This is a genomic window from Draconibacterium halophilum, assembly GCF_010448835.1.
Classification (GTDB): Bacteria; Bacteroidota; Bacteroidia; order Bacteroidales; family Prolixibacteraceae; genus Draconibacterium; species Draconibacterium halophilum.
Window position 1 is genome coordinate 2734419 of record NZ_CP048409.1, and the last position, 18655, is coordinate 2753073.

13 protein-coding genes and 1 pseudogene are annotated in these 18655 nt (G+C 40.5%); 6 read left to right on the plus strand and 8 right to left on the minus strand.

The window, feature by feature from the left end; all coding sequences use genetic code 11:
- Positions 1–27 precede the first annotated feature (27 nt).
- The 3 genes from G0Q07_RS10905 to G0Q07_RS10915 all read left to right on the plus strand — a co-directional run bounded on the left by G0Q07_RS10905 (position 28) and on the right by G0Q07_RS10915 (position 2005).
- Positions 28–639, plus strand: coding sequence for a DUF4386 domain-containing protein (locus G0Q07_RS10905; RefSeq protein ID WP_163346120.1), 612 nt, complete (start codon positions 28–30; stop codon positions 637–639).
- Between the two features lie 323 nt (positions 640–962).
- Positions 963–1475 (plus strand): RNA polymerase sigma factor, encoded by a 513-nt coding sequence (locus tag G0Q07_RS10910; RefSeq protein ID WP_163346121.1) that lies wholly within the window; start codon positions 963–965, stop codon positions 1473–1475.
- Positions 1472–2005 carry a hypothetical protein gene (locus G0Q07_RS10915; protein ID WP_163346122.1) on the plus strand — a complete coding sequence of 178 codons (534 nt, stop codon included), beginning with the start codon at positions 1472–1474 and terminating at the stop codon, positions 2003–2005. The genes G0Q07_RS10910 and G0Q07_RS10915 overlap by 4 nt, the downstream gene beginning before the upstream one ends.
- 349 nt (positions 2006–2354) lie before the next feature.
- Here the strand turns inward: G0Q07_RS10915 and G0Q07_RS10920 are convergent, their stop codons facing one another.
- The 4 genes and pseudogenes from G0Q07_RS10920 to ggt form a co-directional block, all read right to left on the minus strand.
- The gene (locus G0Q07_RS10920) at positions 2355–3935 is read right to left on the minus strand and encodes a SusD/RagB family nutrient-binding outer membrane lipoprotein (RefSeq protein ID WP_163346123.1); all 1581 of its coding nucleotides are present in this window, start codon (positions 3933–3935) and stop codon (positions 2355–2357) included.
- A 12-nt stretch (positions 3936–3947) separates the two neighbouring features.
- Complete coding sequence (locus tag G0Q07_RS20290; protein ID WP_394366523.1) at positions 3948–5822, minus strand: TonB-dependent receptor domain-containing protein; 1875 nt, start codon at positions 5820–5822, stop codon at positions 3948–3950.
- Positions 5807–7006 (minus strand): TonB-dependent receptor plug domain-containing protein, encoded by a 1200-nt coding sequence (locus tag G0Q07_RS20295; RefSeq protein ID WP_203532515.1) that lies wholly within the window; start codon positions 7004–7006, stop codon positions 5807–5809. The genes G0Q07_RS20290 and G0Q07_RS20295 overlap by 16 nt, the downstream gene beginning before the upstream one ends.
- A gap of 611 nt (positions 7007–7617) precedes the next feature.
- Positions 7618–9302: pseudogene (gene ggt, locus G0Q07_RS10930) on the minus strand (gamma-glutamyltransferase).
- A gap of 130 nt (positions 9303–9432) precedes the next feature.
- On the opposite strand from ggt, the gene G0Q07_RS10935 reads away from it, so the two are divergent.
- On the plus strand, positions 9433–12282 hold the full coding sequence (locus G0Q07_RS10935) for a PD-(D/E)XK nuclease family protein (RefSeq protein ID WP_163346124.1): 2850 nt from the start codon (positions 9433–9435) through the stop codon (positions 12280–12282).
- Between the two features lie 52 nt (positions 12283–12334).
- On the opposite strand, the gene G0Q07_RS10940 is transcribed toward G0Q07_RS10935, so the two are convergent.
- Both G0Q07_RS10940 and trmD read right to left on the minus strand, forming a co-directional pair.
- The gene (locus G0Q07_RS10940; RefSeq protein WP_163346125.1) at positions 12335–12964 is read right to left on the minus strand and encodes a DUF2817 domain-containing protein; all 630 of its coding nucleotides are present in this window, start codon (positions 12962–12964) and stop codon (positions 12335–12337) included.
- Between the two features lie 3 nt (positions 12965–12967).
- Complete coding sequence (gene trmD, locus G0Q07_RS10945) at positions 12968–13660, minus strand: tRNA (guanosine(37)-N1)-methyltransferase TrmD (protein ID WP_163346126.1); 693 nt, start codon at positions 13658–13660, stop codon at positions 12968–12970.
- A gap of 252 nt (positions 13661–13912) precedes the next feature.
- Between trmD and G0Q07_RS10950 the strand changes: the two genes are divergently transcribed.
- Entirely contained in the window at positions 13913–14359 is a 447-nt protein-coding gene (locus G0Q07_RS10950; protein ID WP_163346127.1) for an Hsp20/alpha crystallin family protein, read from the plus strand.
- A gap of 780 nt (positions 14360–15139) precedes the next feature.
- Here the strand turns inward: G0Q07_RS10950 and G0Q07_RS10955 are convergent.
- Positions 15140–16423 (minus strand): PQQ-binding-like beta-propeller repeat protein, encoded by a 1284-nt coding sequence (locus G0Q07_RS10955; protein ID WP_163346128.1) that lies wholly within the window; start codon positions 16421–16423, stop codon positions 15140–15142.
- 60 nt (positions 16424–16483) lie between these two features.
- Positions 16484–17197, minus strand: coding sequence for an XRE family transcriptional regulator (locus G0Q07_RS10960; protein WP_163346129.1), 714 nt, complete (start codon positions 17195–17197; stop codon positions 16484–16486).
- A 139-nt stretch (positions 17198–17336) separates the two neighbouring features.
- Between G0Q07_RS10960 and dinB the strand changes: the two genes are divergently transcribed.
- Positions 17337–18551 (plus strand): DNA polymerase IV, encoded by a 1215-nt coding sequence (dinB, locus tag G0Q07_RS10965; RefSeq protein WP_163346130.1) that lies wholly within the window; start codon positions 17337–17339, stop codon positions 18549–18551.
- The last annotated feature ends 104 nt before the right edge of the window (positions 18552–18655 follow it).

Consider the following 18655-nt stretch of genomic DNA (forward strand, 5'->3'; position numbering starts at 1 on the left):
AAAATACCTAATTCTAATCTGATTAAAATGAATCCAAGAAAACTATCGATAATTACCGGAATCAGCTATCTGATCATTTTTTTTGCGGCCATATTTGCCAATTTTGTTATGCTTGAGTCTCTGAAACAAAATCCACTCGAAACGATCAGATTTAATCATATGTCTGTGCGCTTTGGCATTTTAGCCTTTTTAATTACTGTTCTGTTTGATGTAGTTGTTGCCTGGGGACTTTTTGGTTTATACCGCAAGCATAAATTTACCCGTTTAAGTACCTATTTTCGGTTGATGCATGCAGCAATAATGGGCGTTGCGGTTTTTGCCTTAGTTCTTACTTTAAAACTTGATTCGGCAGATGAGATTTTATTCCAGGTAGATGTGTTCGAAATTATCTGGCTGATTGGATTATTCTTTTTTGGCGCACACTTAATTCTATTGTCCAATATCATACAAAAGCCAAAGTGGATTGCGGTATTTCTTACCATTGCAGGTATTATGTATATGGTTGATACAGCAGCACATTTTTTGTTGCCCAACTATGCTGATTTAGCAGGAATATTTCTTGCGCTGGTAGCCGTGCCAAGTATATTAGGCGAAATGGCATTTACGGTTTGGCTGCTTGTAAAAGGAGAAAGAGATTGAGAAAGATTGAATAGAGATTGAATATAGATTGAATTAGATTGATAAATTGTAATTCTTGGTGATTTATCTTTTCTCTGTGAAACTCCGTGTATTCTTTGTGGACCTCTGTGGTAAAAAAAAATAATATCCAAAGATCCTCCCATTCAAGCATTCCTCATAAACTCAATTACTCATTTGCCAATTTCTCCTTCAACTTCTTCATAAGGTTAACTTTCTGAACCGAAGCCCCCGAAATCTGTTCCAACGATTCTTTTATTAATATTTTCAGAAAAAAATGTAACTATCCGTTTTTAGCTTTACTAAATAGGAAAAAACACTGAAAAGTGACGAAAGAAGAGAAATTCAACACGATTGTATCTGACAATGGCGAGCGGATCCGCAATATCTGCAGGTATTACAATTCCAATGCTGAAGATCAGAAAGACATGTACCAGGAGGTGCTGGTAAATATCTGGAAAAGTCTCGATAGTTTCAGGGGCGATTCGGCCATGAGCACCTGGGTTTACCGGGTGGCTGTAAACACGTCGTTAACATTTACCGGAAAGGCTTTCAGGCATATGAAACTGATGGTAAACAGCATCACAACAAACCTGAATTCGATATTGGATGATGAAAACCTGAAACACAAACTGGCCGAGGAAAAGTTGCTCGAACGTATGCAGCTTGAGCTTAACCAGTTGTCGGTAATCGATAAAGCATTGATATCGCTGATGCTCGAAGGGCTGTCGATGAAAGAAATTGCCGAGGTTATTGGTATTACCGAACCTAATGTAAAAGTGAAAATCCATCGAATTAAATCGCAATTAAAAGAAAAGCTGAAAGGAGAACTATTATGACCGCACATGAATTTGATACCAACCTAAGTAAATTAACCGGGAAACTGAAAAAAGAAGACAGACAGTATGCCCGAATTGTTATGGTGATTCAGATTTTTTACTGGATTTTTATTCCATTGTTTATGGTAAAAACCGCATTGCAGTATACCGATTCACATGATATAAACGATTTATTTAGCGGAGTGGCACTTGTATTGGGTTTTTTGATCATTGCGCTCACCTTCCGTAAATATTATAAGGATTACCAGTATGTTGATTATTCGTTGCCCACGCTCGAAATGCTAAAAAAAGCAGCCTGTCGTTACCAGCCTTTTCAGAGAAGGGCATTGGGGATTGTACCGGGCCTTTTATTAATGGATGTGGGTTTTACATTTGAAGGTATTGGCGAAGGCAAATCGGTGCTCGATTCCCAGGTTTTCTTTCTCGGAGCAATACTGTTTGGAGTGATAATTGGCCTAGTGATCTGGTATTTCAAATACAAACCTTTGCGCGATAAGATTCTCCATCTGGTCAGGGAAATTGAAGAGTAAGTTAATGTTACGATTTTACATTACTTGAGGTAATAGTCATTCTAACCTTGGTTAAAAGTCTTCTTCCTTAGGTAATAATCATTCTACCCTTGGGTACAGGCCTTCTACCCTTGGGTACTGGCCTTCTACCCTTGGGTACTGGCCTTCTACCCTTGGTAATAATCATTCTACCCTCGGATACAGGCTTTCGAACCTTGGAAATTAAGCCGCTACCCTTGGGTATCGTCCTTCTTACCTCGGTAATTTTCATTATTCCCTTGCACAGAATTGTTTTTTAGGCATAAAAAAAACGGCCTGCCCGAAAAAGGATCGGGCAAGCCGTTGCAGCTTAACTTTAGACTTAAAATAACTATTCTTCAATATCCCACCAAACAGGTGTGGTCATATATTCATTTTCGAAAACGCCAAGTGCCTCTACTTTCGATGCATTGTAATAACGCTCGTAATAGGCCATCTGGTAACGACGAATATAGTCGTCATCCTGAGGGAAAGCAGTTTCGTATACAAACGTCGGACGATCAAATCCTTTGTAAACGCCGGCAGCGTAATCGTAAGTTCCGTCAGGACCAATACAGTAATCGCAACGTCGCATATCTGTCCAAACTTCAGGACTGTAGGTACATGCGATGTATTTTTGCATCATAATGTGACTCAATGTCAAATCCGATGCGGTTTGGACAACGGCCTCGCTGCCCATAAAGGCGGCGCTTTCATTAGCCGGAATTCCCAGCTTGTCCATGTTTGCCTGAATAGCATCGTGGTACGAAGTCAGTGCGCTCTCCAAACTTCCCTGGCGGAAATAAATCTCTGCCTCAATAAATTTCAACTCAGAATAAGAAAGCAGGAAATAAGGCGAATTTTTTTCGGTGTAAAACAATGGATTCTCCTCTGATGAGCGCATTCCAACATAATTTACATCGTCAGTTGTTGGTGCGTGATCTGTTTCTCCCAAATCAACAGCAAATGAGAATTTACCGGCATTGTCGCCTTCCAGAATTTTGGGAAGCAGTACTTCAGTGCGTGGATCAACCACACGACTGTTCCAGGTTTCATCGCCACCGTTAATGGTGTCAACAGTATTCATTAGGTAGTCTTTCCATAATTTACCGGGTTTATTCGAGCTGCCAATATTTTGACGTTGAATACACCATCTTGCCGATATATCACCATCTTCGCCAATATATTCGGCATCGTCGCCGTTCGATTGGAATGATTGTGCAATATTTGAAAGAATTCCGGCAGGGTTGTAGGCTAACAGATCGGTTCCTTCGGCTTTTTTCGAAAGGTGGCTCATAAAACGGGCTTTTACGCCATAGGCAAACTTAATCCACTTGTCAATATCGCCGTTGTACATTACATCACCAACAGAAAGGTCCGGAGCATTTTCTCCCTGTGTTTTCTCAAGATCAGCAATACCTTCATCAATTAACGGAAGGATTTGGCTGTATACATATTCAGCATCGTCATAATCGGGCTGAATATTTCCGGCAATACCGTCCTGGTAGGCAATATAACCGTAAGCATCAACCAATGTTCCTGTTCCAAATGCTTTAAGGATTTTACCAGCGCCGGTATAATGCCATGCTTCAACATCTTCGGCATCTTTCAGCATTTCTTCAATGTTTACCCAGGCATAACCATACCAGCACTGCCAGACCCAAGCGTCAGCATTATTGGCAAATTGCCAGTTCTGAAACATGTAGTAGCGGTAACCGGGGCGATAAGCATAACCTAACTGTTGGGTAAGGTTAGCAGTTCGTGTTCCGTGGCTACCATAAAAATCAACCGTTTCGGCTAAAACATAGGGTAAACGCTGATCCGGAGCGGCCTCTTGTGGCGCGTTGGGAGAGTTGTTTATATCGAGGTCGTATTCGCAAGAGGTGAAAAACACCCCTATAAAAAACAGAAATAATATTGTTATCTTCTTCATATCTAATTCTTTTTAAAACTTAACATTTAAGCCGAATGAAACACTTGTGGTAGCAGGTACTCCGGCATAATCAATTCCTGATGATCCGGCTCCTAATACGCCGGAACCACCGGCACTAACTTCCGGATCCATTCCTTCGTAATTAGTAAACAGAAGCAAGTTGGTTCCTGTTAACGAAAGATCAATTCCTTTTACAAAACCAATGCGGTTATAAAACGATGCAGGCACTGAATAGCTCAACGATGCAGAACGCAAACGGAACCAGTTAACGCTGGTTATAAATGGTTCGGCTTCTTTTGTATAATAGTTTTGGTAGTAATCCTGATCAAGCGTGATTGTACTTGTTGCCGGTTCGTATTCACCGGTTTCGCTGTTTATCATCACTCCTTCAAATGTTTGAGTCTCTCCACGGTTTTCAGTGATTTTACTCATTCCTGAGTAAGTCATTGAGTATTCAGTAGCGTTATAAACATCGCCACCAATTCTTACATCAACCAGGAATGACAGGTTCCAGTTTTTATGCGTAATGCTGTTGTTCCAACCCAAAAGCATATCTGGTTCGCGGTCGCCAACAACATTTGTTGCATCTGTTGAAGTAATCGGGCGACCGGTGTCTGAATCCAGAATCAATTGACCATCATCAGTTCTTTCCCAGCGCGTACCAATTAATCCAAGGAAAATATCGTCGCCAATAGATGCCGGTGTAGCTGGTCCAACCTGAACGTCGGTTACATAAAGTAACTGAACACCTTCAGGAAGATCAGATACGGTTCCGTTGTTATGCGAAATGTTTAAAGTTGTTTCCCAGTTCCAGTTTTGGTTCTGAATTGGTTTTCCGGTTAATGTAAGCTCAAACCCTTTGTTGGTAACAGTTCCGAAGTTCGTATACTGGAAAATATAACCGGTTGCCATACTTACCCTTGGCGAAATGATCTGATCTTTACTTCGGGTATCGTAATACGTGAAATCGGCACCTAATCGTCCGTTAAAGAAACGAAGGTCTAAACCAAGTTCTGTCGACTCAGTGGTTTCAGGAGCCAGGTAAGGGTTACCTCCGGTGTAGCTGTTGTTGTAACCACCACCGATTGTATTAACCGTTTCGATGTAGGTTGCAGTTTGGTACACAGGAGCATCTTTACCAACCTGCGACCACGAAGCACGAATTTTACCAAACGAGAATGTTTCTTTTAGGTCTTCGCCGAATAATTCAGAGAAAACAAAACTACCGCTAACAGAAGGGTAGAAGAACGAACGGTTCTCTTCTGCCAGTGTAGAAGACCAGTCGTTACGTCCGGTAACACTTAAAAATACCATGTTTTTGTAGCTGGCACTAAATTCTCCAAAAGCACTATACAATCTCTTTTTCGATTGGTAGTTGCTAAACGTTTGATTTTCTCGGTCGGCGTTGTTTACGCTCATAAAATCAGAAAGTAAACCAATCGCACTTTGCCGTTGGCTGAAATAAGTTGACTGCTCGTAGTTGTGTCCCAACATTAAACCTAAATCAAAGTCATCAACTTTTTTATTGGCCGAAACGGTTAGGTTCGATGTAAGGATGTTGTTTTCTCTTTGCGACTCGGTTACAGCACCTTCATCGTATGGAGGAGCTACTGCCGATCCCGGAGTTACGAGGTTACGTGAGAATGTATTGTAATGGTCGATACCTGCACGGTAAGTGGCGCTCAACCATTCGGTAGGTTGCATAGTAACATAACCCGATCCGATAAAACGATGAACGTCGTCGGTAACCGGATTTTTGTGTGCTGTCCAGTAAGGATTATCAACATCATCTTCCGGATCAACATTTGGCAAAAGAGGAACACGTTGTCCGCCTTCAATCCACTGACTCATGTCATTCGATCGTGGCCATCTCAGCAAACTAAGCATTGCACCTGTTCCCCCGAGCCGTATAAACCCGATCCGGTAAGTGTTTTGGTGGTTTGCGAATAAATATAGTTGGTGTTCATTCCGATGGTGAACCAACCTTTTTTGTGCTCGCCGTTAAAACGAATAGAGTTGGTTGCATATTCTGTAGTAGGTACAATACCGTTTTGGTCGAGACGGTGAACCGACATAAAGTAGCTTCCGTTTTCAGTACCACCCGAAATACTTCCTGTTACATCGTATGAAAATGCAGGCTCGAAGAAATCTTCCAGATTGTTGTAAACAGTTCCGGTAAGTGGAGCTCCCCACGATGATGTTGTTCCATCATCAAAAGCACCGTCGCTTCCCTGTCCGTACACAGCTTGTTGCTCCGGCAACTTGTTGGCCATGTCAACTTTAAATTTTGAGCTAACATTTACCTGCATTGCTCCGACTTCACCTTTTTTAGTGGTAATTACAATCGCTCCGGCAGCTGCTTTCAATCCATACAACGCGGCTGCAGCAGGGCCTTTAAGTACAGAAATAGATTCGATATCATCTGAGTTGATATCCATACCACGGTTACCGCTGTAGGTTGAAGTTGCACTTAAGCCAGCACCATAGTCAGCACTTACCGTACTGTTGTCGATTGGAATACCATCAACAATAAACAGTGGTTGGTTGTCTCCCGAAAGTGAGGTGCTTCCACGAATAATAATTTGCGATGATGTACCCGCACCACCTCCTGAATTGGTAACGTTAACTCCCGCAATTTTACCGTTTAACGAGTTTACCAGGTTGGGCTGTTTCACTTTTGAAAGCTCATCGCCTCCAATCGCCTGAACAGCATAACCCAGGGCTTTGGTTTCCTTACGGATACCCATTGCTGTTACTACTACTTCACCAACCTCTTCGGATGATGGAGAAAGTATAACCTCAATAGAAGGAGAGGAGCCCACAAGGACTTCTTTCGATTCCAGTCCGATATAAGAAACAACAAGTGTTGCCCCCTGCTCAACAGAAAGGGAAAATTCACCGTCGACATTCGTCACAGTTCCATTTGAAGTCCCTTTTTCCAGTACTGTTACTCCGGGGAGTAAATCATTGGTAGATTGTTCTCGTACGACACCACTTATGGTGCGTTTCTGCGCCGTTACAAATAGTGTAACTGCGCTCATCAAGAAGATTGTGAATAAGAATCTTTTCATAGAGAATTATTTGTTTTATAAAAAGTAAAATGATTATCGCTTGATAAAATGTGTTTTTCTGGTTGTTTTTACTGTTTTGTTTGAGTTTAATTAATAACAAATTGATTGTTTATTGTTGTTTTAATAGCTTTTGGTTTTTAATGTTTTCGATATGCAGACTTCGTGATTTTAAAATTAAGAATATGATGCAATATTGTAAAATATATTAAGAAATGACATCATATTGTATTATATATTATAAATATTAATAAAAATAGTATTTTTTATTGAATAATAAATAAGATTAAAAAGAAAGATATTAATGTTTAAAGGTCGCCTGAAGGTTAATCTCTATACGTTTAGTTTTCTATGTGTATTTTTGAAATGCCTGATAATAAAGGGTTATAGAAGGTGCTGACCCCAGTGTTTGGTAAGTGTAGATAAAATATTAAAAGAATATTAAGGTAGTATATTTTTACTCAATAAATAATTTGTATGAAAATTAAATATGTAATACATATTTTATATATAACATAAAAAGCTATTTGATAAATTTATTAATTAGCTTTTAAATGCAACAACTGAAGCGCTTGTTTTTCAAAATTAGTATTTGTTTCACTTCAATTTGTTCTTTAAAATCCGGCCGCTTGACCGTCTTTTCTTGATTCGGAAGCGCCGTAAAATACTTTATTTTCTTTGTCCCACATAATCGCCTGGTACCCGCCGTAGGGCCCAAGTGCATAACCAATGCGGTGTCCTTTGCTCATTAATTCGCGTATGGTTTGGTATTCAAATCCACTCTCCAACGAAACGCGTCCGCCATCGTTCATCTTTTCGCCGGTTGGCTGGCTCGAGCCGTCGTGGCTGATTCGTGGTGCATCGCCGGCTTCCTGCAAGTTCATCCCAAAGTCAATGAGGTTGCAAACAATTTGAACATGCCCTTGTGGTTGCATGGCGCCCCCATTAACCCAAAGCTGATATATGGTTCGCCATCTTTTGTGATAAATGCAGGAATTATCGTGTGGAACGGGCGTTTGTGTGGTTCGTAAACATTCATATGTCCTTCTTCAAGCGCAAACAATTCACCACGGTCTTGCAGGATAAATCCCAGTTTCCCAGGTGTCATTCCTGATCCCATACCACGGTAATTACTTTGAATAAGCGACACCATATTGCCGTCTTTGTCCGCGGTTGTCAAATAGATCGTATTTCCTTGTTCTAACTCTCCGGCAGGATAGGAGCGTGCTGCACGGTTTTCATTAATTAATGCTGCTCTTTCTTTGCCGTACTCTTTTGAGATCAGTTCTTCAATCGGCAGATCATTAAAATCCATATCGGAGTAATATTTTGCACGGTCTTCGTAGGCCAGTTTCTTTGCTTCAATAAAATGATGTATGTAGTCGGGCGAGCCAAAACCCATGTTGGCAATATCGTAATTTTCCAGGATGTTCAACATTTGTAAAACGGCTGTTCCTTGTCCGTTAGGTGGTAGTTCCCAAACATCGTAACCACGGTAGTTTGTCGAGATGGGGTCTACCCACTCCGAATGATGATCTTCAAAGTCTTTCATGCTTAAAAAGCCACCTTGTTCACGCACGTAATCAACAATTTTTTCTGCTATTTCTCCTTTGTAAAATACATCGCGGCCTTGTTCTGCAATCAATTTTAAAGTGTTTGCCAGGTAAGGATTTTTAAAAACTTCCCCTTTTTTAGGCGCTTTGCCATTGGGCATAAAAATCTCTTCAAATCCCGGGTATTGACTTAAAAAGGCACTGCGCCCCCAGTAAAAGGCAATAAGCTCGGTTAACGGAAATCCGTTTTCGGCATAAGAAATGGCGGGGTTCAGGACTTCTTTCATTGGCAGACTGCCAAATTTATTATGAAGTTCGAACCAGCCGTCAACGCAGCCAGGAACTGAAACCGGCAGTGGCCCGTGCGACGGAATTTTTTCATAGCCGTTTTCCTTAAAATAATCAAGCGTTAAATCGTAAGGCGAGCGTCCGCTGGCATTTAAACCATATAGTTTTTTTGTTTTGGCATCCCAAACTATAGCGAATAAATCGCCACCCATGCCGTTTCCTGTAGGTTCTACCAAACCCAGAACAGCATTGGCGGCAATGGCAGCATCAATAGCATTTCCGCCGGCTTTTAGTATGTCGAGTGCCGCCTGCGTAGCCAGTGGTTGGCTGGTGCACGCCATTCCGTTTTGCGCAATTACCTCGCTGCGAGTGGCAAAGTTGAGACCTGTAACACGGTCTTGTGCAAATAGTTGAACGAATAAGACAATTGTGAAGAGTGACAGTGCGAATTTTTTCATGTTGTTGTTAAGATGGATTTATACAATAAGGTTCATAAAACAGCTCTAATTTAAGAAAATTTTCTTGCATTAATTTCTTGTTTATTCAGGCTAAACTATGAACTTTAAGCCCTGAACGATGAACTGAAGTATGGAACGATTTCTCTCGCAATGCGCTAAATACATTTATAAAAAACACCAAAACGAATTAACAGATTTGTGTGTGGTTTTTCCGAACCGAAGAGCTGGTGTGTTTTTTACTCATTATTTACAGAAAACTGTTAAAGGGGCGATAATTGGCCCCAGTACTACCACGGTAAATGAGCTGATGGCATCGTATTCTGCCATGCAAAAAGGCGAGAAGTTACAGCTGATTTCTTTGCTTTATGATGTATTTCTGAAACATACTAAAACCACTGAAACCTTTGATGAATTCTATTTTTGGGGCGAAATTCTGTTAGCCGATTTTAACGATATCGATCGTTATCTCGTAAAAGCCAAAGATTTGTTTACCAATGTTTCCGATTTGAAAGAAATTGAATCGGTTTTTGATTACCTCACCGACGAGCAGAAAAAGGCGCTGGAGCAGTTTTGGGGAAGTATGGCTGTGGTAGATAAAATGGGGTTTAAAGAAAAATATATATCCATTTGGGATAAGTTGTATCCTGTTTACCAGGATTTTAAACAGCAGCTGGCCGAAAAACAACTGGCTTATCCCGGAATGCAGGATCGGGAAGTGGCAGAAAATCTGGAAAGTGAAGAAAAGGAATTTCCTTTTAAAAAATATTATATCGTAGGATTGAATGCGCTTAACGCCTGCGAGAAACGATTTTTTAAGCATCTGCAAAGTTTAGGGAAAGCCGAATTTTTATGGGATTACGATGAGTCGTACCTCGGCGACAAACAAAATGAAGCAGGTCATTTTTTGCGAAGTAACCTGATTGAATTCCCTCAACCTGAAGATTTTGAATTGGATAAAACCTGTTTCTCCAAACCCAAAAATATGAAAATGGTTGCGGTTTCGTCGGTATATGGTCAGGCGCAACAAATTCCTAATTTTCTGGACGAAACAAAAAAGTCTTATAAAAAGGAGTTCGATAATACAGCGATTGTATTAGCCGATGAAAGTTTGTTGTTTTCGGCACTGGGGGCAGTCCCTGCGAATATCGATAAGGTAAATGTTACGATGGGTTATTCGGTGCGTAATTCGGTGGTTTACGGCTTTTTAATGCTGCTGGTAACGCTGCTGAAGAACAAGCGAAAAGAAGGCGATAATTTTGTGGCTTATTACCGTTATGTGACCGATGTTTTGAATCATCAGCTATTGGGCGACACTGCGAGTGAGGCGTGTAAAGGGTATATTAACCAGCTGAAAAATTATAACCGGATTACGGTGCCGCTGGCCGATATTGACTTCTCGCCATTGCATAAACAAATATTTACATTGCCGGAAAAAACAGCGGATTACAGCGAGTACTTTTTAAATGTGCTTGCTGCTTTTTATGGTCATTTAAAAGATGCGGAGATTGACAATGCGATGCTTCTGGAGCTGATATATTCCATTTATCAAGCGATTGAAAAGCTAAAATCTGTTGTTGATGACGTGTTGAGTGAGCAGCAGCGTGAAATCAGCGAGGCTGTTTATTTCAGGCTATTTTCGCAGTATCTCGGGCAGGTCTCTGTGGCTTTTGAAGGCGAACCGCTAAGCGGGATGCAGGTGATGGGAATCTTGGAAACCCGTTGTCTTGATTTTGAGAACCTGATTATTCTTGGACTGAACGAAAATAAATGGCCACGTAAATTTACGGCGCCGTCGTTTATTCCTTTTAATATTCGTTTGGGATTTGGATTGCCGGGCATCGACGAGCAGGACGCTATGTATGCTTATTATTTCTATCGTCTTGTTCAGCGGGCAAAAAATATTACGGCTACTTATAGTGTTGTGAAAGAGGGAATCGGAACCGGCGAACTCAGTCGTTATGGTTACCAGTTGCAATACGATTCGGTACATAAACCTGCAATGTTGAACCTCGATTTTTCGTTTTCCAACGATCCGGTGGAGGAGATTCGTGTAAAAAGTTCGAAAGAAGTAGTGGCGAAATTGCTGGCTAATAATTCGGAGGATCATCCGCTTTCACCAAGTGCAATTAATACTTACCTGAATTGTAAGTTGAAATTTTACTATCAGTATGTGGTTCGTTTGCCGGAGCCGGAAGAGGTGAAAGAAGAAATTGACGGGGTTGTTTTTGGTAATATTTTTCATGATACGTTAGAAGAGTTGTATAAGCCTTATGTAGGCAGGGTAGTTGAAAAAAGTAATATCGAGAAAATTCAGAAAGACCGTGTGTGGCTGGAGAATGAAGTGACCAAACAGATTGCTGTACACTATTTGAAAAAGAAACTTCCGTTAAAAGGAGAAATAAAGTTGGAAGGTAAAACCTTGCTGATTTTCGAAAATGCCATAACCTATTTGCGACAGCTTTTGAAAATTGATAAGGAAATGGCACCATTTACAGTTGTTAGTCTGGAACAGCGCTACAAAAGATGGATAAATGCGGGCGATAATAAAATATGTGTTGGTGGTATGATCGACCGGGTTGACCGTGCTGATGGCGTAACCCGAGTGCTCGATTATAAGACCGGGAATGTAAAAACGACCCGTTTTAAAACAGTTGAAGAGCTGTTTGAAAGGGATGCAAAAGAGCCGAAAAAGGAGATTTTGCAAGCTCTGATTTATTCGTGGGGTTTGGCAAAAGAAACTAATGCAGAAGAAATTCAGGCGGCTATTTACCCCTTACGCAGTTTGTTTGCCGAGAATTTTACGGCGGCGGTACAAATGAATTACAAAGACTTTTTCTTTGACAAAGTAGCTGAAGAATTTGAAGGCGAATTGGCTGGTTTAGTTTCCGAAATCTTTTCAGAAGAAAACGAGTTTGTACAAACAGAGCACGATAAAAAGTGCGAGTACTGTGCCTATCGAGGAATTTGCCGGCGGTTTTAAAAGCTCCGAAGTTTGAAGAACTAAACTGATAACTGTTTACCGAGACTACAAACTAATAAACAGCCAGCCAGTCAAAGATTTTTTCTGTTTTCATATAAATACTTTCGTAATCCTCCTGGTCGTCATATTCCAGTGTAATGGTTGGAATATTTCGTTCAATGCCGCAATAAGTACCAAACGAGCCGGGAGTTGGGTAACCCAAATCAGCAACCACCGGATAATTACAGAATTCAGCAATTTTCTCTGCCAGCTCTTTTGCCGGGCCATCATAATTAACGCATTTTAAAGGGGCATGCAGCGTTAGTATGATGTCGGGTTTTAAATCATCCAATAATTCGGTCATTTGCCGGGTTGTAATTTCCGAGCCTGCATGTTTTCCAGAGTAATATTCATCTTTTTCGGTTTTAATCCAATTCTTAGTGGGGTAGTTGCGGTTTAAATCAACGCCGTTTTGGTTTCCCCGAACACCACGCTCTTTACCCCAGGGATTTAAACAGGGAATAAAAAACAAGTGATTTTTAGTGTCAGAAGGATTTCCGTTTTCAAGATATCTGTTAATTATATATTCACCTTGAGGTTCTTCCCCGTGAAAAACACCAATTATCAGAATGTTTTTGGCCTCAGAATTATTCGAGTTTTTTTTAACTAAATCAATACTTTCGTTTGTAAGTGAAGTGGGCATAGATTATTCTTCTCCTAAGTATTTTTTATACAAATCGGGGCGTAATTTTTTTGTGCGTTTAATGGCTTGATCATGTTTCCAGTCGTCGACCAGTTTATCGTTTCCACTGCGTAAAACTTCAGGTACTTTCATGCCTTTATATTCAGCCGGACGTGTGTAAATGGGTGGACTTAACAGGTGGTCCTGAAATGAATCGGTAAGGGCAGAGGTTTCATCGGAAAGCACGCCAGGCAAAAGGCGAACAACGGCATCCGTAATAATTGCTGCAGCAAGTTCGCCACCGGTCAACACAAAATCGCCAACCGATATTTCTTTAGTGATGTAAGTGTCCCGAATTCGCTGATCAATACCTTTATAATGCCCGCAAAGAATGATCAAATTCTTCTTTAGCGAGAGTTTATTAGCCTCTGTTTGATCGAATAATCCACCGTCGGGAGTTGTAAAAATTATCTCATCATAATCGCGCTCGGCTTTTAATGTTTCAATGGCTTTTTCAATCGGTTGAATTGCCATTACCATGCCGGCGCCCTTGCCAAACGAATAATCATCAACACGTCGGTGTTTGTCTTCCGAATAATCGCGTAAATTATGAATATGGATTTCTGCCAGTCCTTTATCCTGTGCCCGCTTAATAATTGAATGATTAAACGGACTTTCAATTATTTCCGGCAAAACTGTTATAATATCAATCCTCATTTCTGGAAAATTTTGCGCAAAGGTAACAATATTTTCAGCTCTGATTGCTATTGTTTATATATCCATAAAATTAGATAGTATGTCATATTTGCGCACTAAAAATAGCAAGTCGGTCATTTTGGCATTGTTTTGTATAGCGAAAATGACAAGATCGGTAGGAAAAATTTGTTGGAACAGGAATTGATTTATAGCATGCAGTAATTTGAAAACAAAATTTTAACAAGAGAATTAAAAATATTAGGAGGAAAAGTCATGAATTTAGTAAGATTTGAAAACCCACGTTACAACGTAAACAGAACATTAGTTGATGAATTATTTAACAATTTCCTTAAAAATGATTACCAAGAAAACTATGTGAGCAATGGTGGTATATCGCCTGCAACCAACGTTTTTGAAACAGAAAAAGAATTTAAAGTTGAAGTATTATTGCCAGGTTTTGTAAAAGAGGATCTTCAGCTAAATGTTCACAAAAATGTATTGACCGTTAAGGTTGAGAAAGAAGAAAAAGAAAACGACGAGGCCTACAAATTTGCTCACCGTGAGTTTAGCGCTAAAAGTTTCGAAAAGAAATACCGTTTGCCAAAATCGGTTGATGCAGAAAAGATAAGTGCGAAATTTGAAAATGGAATTCTGGTCATAGAACTTCTGAAAAAAGAAGAAGCACTTGAAAAAGAGCCGATTGAGATTAAAGTGTCATAGTTGGGAAAAAGAGCAAAAGTAATTAGGCATAAGCCTGTTTTCGTAAACTTACGGAAGCAGGCTTTTTTTATGTCTACGGTTTTAGGCACTTACTGTTTGAAGATGTAACTTTTGAGTTTTAAAATCATTGTTGTCCCGTAAAAATTATTACAGACAAACAGATTGCTTCACTGCGTTGCCAATGACTATATCATTAGATGTTTTTCTTACGCGGAGGGGTTGCGGGTCATTGCGAGAGCCCACCCAAATTTTGTTTTAGCCATAATGAGGTAATGACAGATTATGCAGGGGTGTCATTTCGAATGAGGGAAACGAATGAAAATTGAAAATCAGCGGAGCTAAATCTGTTCCTTTTGTGAAAGATTTCTCCTCATTCTTCGTCGAAATGACAATAATGCATAAAGTGGTATTTTACTCATATTTAACGACCTATTAAAATCTGTCATTGGCAGCATCGCGAAGCAATCTTTTACTTTTACCGGACACTAATTTCTTAAAATAGTAGATTTTTACTTGTTACAATATTTAAACTATAAATTTATCATTTTCAGTTTTTATGATTCATACATTTAATGCGAGGCTTAACTGTCCATCGCTTCGGGAGTTTAGCAGCGAAAAAAGTGGTATAAAAAGAAGATGTAATTGAGGTAGAAATGGTTGCCAAAGGTGGCAACGCTGCAGTATTGGAGCCAGTACAATAAACCACATTATTTGAATATAAACTAAAATGGCGGGAACTTAAATTGATAAGTTTCCGCCATTTTTTATCGTGGATATTATTTATTCTTCAAAACAATACAAACTTTCAAATCCTCTTAAAATTAGTTGGTTGTCGACAAAAATCGGCGACGCATGAAAAGTGTCATCCAATTCGTTTGAGGCCAGAATTTCAAAATCTTCACCGGCTTTTACCACTAAGCAAATTCCTTTTGCTGCGATGTAGATTTTGTCGTTAGCTCCTGTTGGAGATGAAAAAATTGTGCTTATTCCTTCCAGCCGTTCTTTGGAGTAATATACGCTTCCGTCTTTTGCATCGAGGCAGGTCATAACTCCATTGTTTGCACGGAGGAAATAAAGTTTTCCATCCATTAAAACGGGAGTGGGCGTATAGGGTGTATCCTGGTCATAACTCCAGATAATAGCATCTGAATCGGTAATATCGCCACTGGCTTTTGACAGATCGATAGCTTTTAAATACGAACCTCTGAATCCGCTCATCAGATAAACAATACCATTTTCATAAACCGGAACAGGAATTACATTGGATGTTAATCCCTTTCCTGACCAGATCGTTTCTCCTGTTTCGTAATCATAACTAGTTATATTGTTGGTTCCGCTTACAATCACCTGTGTTTTTCCATTGGCCTCTACAACAAAAGGTGTTGTCCAGGAAGTAGGTTCATCTCTTTCAAGTGTCCAAACGTCTTTCCCTGTTTTTTTATCCAATGCGTAAAAGTGCGAATCACCTTCGTGGTCCCATTGTATAAAAAGCCTGTCTTTGTACAAATATGGCGATGCGCCTTCTCCAAAGTTCATTCGTTTTTCCATTGTTCCGAAATCGCGCTGCCAGATAATGTTTCCCTCAAAATCGAGGCAGTACAATCCTCGAGAGCCGAAATAGGCATAAATTCTTTCTCCGTCAGTGCAAGGTGAGTTGGAAGCCCAGCTGCTTAATTCATGTATTTTGCCTTCAGGAATCTCGGTCGCAACAGTTTTCTCCCAGATAATACTACCATCCTTTCTGTTCACCAGGATTACGTTAAAATTGTGGTCAACACTGGGCGAAACTTGTGGATCGACAGATGGATCTGTTGGAACAGCTGTTAAAATCACAATTTTATCTTCGTAAACAATTGGAGTGGCATTTCCTCTACCCGGTATTTTAGTTTTCCATTTCAGGTTTTTTGTTTCGCTAAATTCTTCCGGAGGATTAGCTTTTACAGCAACACCGTTACCAAGCGGACCGCGCCACTGCATCCAGTTGTCTTCAGTTTGGCTTTGTGCTTTGCTAGTTGAAACAGTAAAAAGAAAAAGTAGAGAAAATAGAATCAGTTGAAGTTTCATGGTGAAAAATTTTTGGTTTATTATCATTTCGACTGCAATTTAACTTTTTGGTTTAAAAGCTTAATCGCTTTCTACCTCAAAACTGTTTACCGTTTCAAATTGCCAGATTTCCACTACCTGCACAACTGGAATTTCGTAAGGCGAATAATTCCGGTTTAACGAAACCAGTAAAAATTTTCTGTCCTCTAAACGTTTGTAAACCAGTTTAAAAACTACACCTTCATCTTTGGTCACAACAATGCAGGCTTTGCCATCTTTTATGCTGGTCCAGTCTTCTGCAAACGAACAGGTTACCCACGAGCCTTCTTTTATGGGCAACATCGAATCGCCCTGAATTTGAAAAGTGCGGTAAGTTTTTTCTTCCGGAAGAAACGGAAGTTTGAATTTAGGCAGCGATGCAATAAAATCCAAATCGCCATAGCTGTTGGTATAACCGGCCTGTGCTTTTACCGGAACCATCTCTATGTTTTCTTTGCCCTCTTTATCCACAGAGATAGTCAGGAGCCTAAGTTTTCGTCCGGTAACATCCACATCAAATCCTTTTTCGATTTGTGAAAGTTGCTGCTCCGATAAAACTTCCAGCCGGTATTTAATCAGTGCATCGAGCGACACATTAAAATACTCCGATATTTTTATGAGCACCGGAAAAGGCGGCTGCACATTTTTCTCGTATCCGGAAAGGGTGGTGCGTGTTAATCCCAGTTCTGTTGCCAGATCCATCTGCGATCTTTTGCGGCGTTTTCTTAGGAATTTTAGGTTTTGTGCAAAATGCATAGTTGAGTATTTTATTGTTTTCTGTCATTTCGAAGGAAGAATGACTGAGAAATCTTTCTCCAATGAAGCAGCTTTTCCTTCCAAATATAACAAATAATGACTAAATTATAGTCGTAAAATTGACGAAAATATCGACATTTTGAATCGAAATATTGTACATATTGATCTGGACACCTTTTTTGTGTCGTGCGAAAGGCTGATGAACAGGGAGTTGATCGGGAAACCTGTGTTGGTTGGAGGTGTCAGCGGACGGGGAGTAGTGGCGGCTTGCAGTTACGAAGCACGGCAATACGGCATTCATTCGGCCATGCCCATGCAAATGGCTCGCCGACTTTGTCCTGAAGCGATTGTGGTAAAAGGCAACAGCTCCATTTACAGTAAATTCTCCGATCAGATAACGGATATTATAAAGGAGGGGGCACCGCTTTATGAAAAATCATCTATCGACGAGTTTTACATTGATGTAAGCGGAATGGACAAATTTTACGGCTGCTACAAATGGGCGCAGGAATTACGCGAACGAATTATCGATGAAACACTTTTGCCCATTTCTTTTGGGCTTTCAACGAATAAAACGGTGTCGAAAGTGGCAACAGGTGAGATAAAACCCAATGCTTATCAGCAAATTGAAAGTGGACATGAAAAAGAATTCCTGGCGCCGCTGCCAGTAAAGAAAATTCCTATGGTGGGCGATCAGACTTACAAAATGCTGCTGAGCATGGGAATCCGTTATGTGAAAACCATACAGGAAATGCCCATTGAACTGATGGATAAAGTGATGGGAAAGAATGGAATTGCTTTGTGGAAAAAGGCGCAGGGAATCGATAATTCTTTAGTAGAGCCCTATCACGAACGGAAATCCATTTCATCGTCGCTGACTTTTGAGAAAGATACTATTGATGTGCAGGCACTGAAAAAACTGTTGCTGGCCATGGCCGAAAAACTGGCCTTTTACCTCCGCAACGGAAATAAACTAACCTCGTGTGTTACGGTAACCGTGCGTTATTCCGATTTTGATACCCGCACCCGGCAAAAACGTATTTCGTACACGTCGCTCGATCATACGCTTATTCAAACTACAATGGAGCTTTTTGATCAGTTGTACACGCGCCGTGTTTTGGTGCGGCTGGTGGGCGTACGTTTTAGTCATTTGGTGGGCGGAAGTTACCAGATGAAGCTGTTTGAAGACGATACCAAACTGATAAACCTGTACCAGCGTATGGATAAGATTCGCAATCGTTACGGGCAAAATGCAGTACAGCGTGCCTCAACACTGGGAACCCGCGGTATCGGGCAAATGAGCAACCCGTTTAACGGCCAGCCACCGGTAATTCCTGCACACAGAAGGATGTGAGAGCCCCCTAAATCCCCGAGGGGGACTTTGAAATCTTTTAAAAGTGAAACTAATATAAATTTGATGATATAATTCCTCCCCCTTGGGGAGGTTAGGAGGGGCTT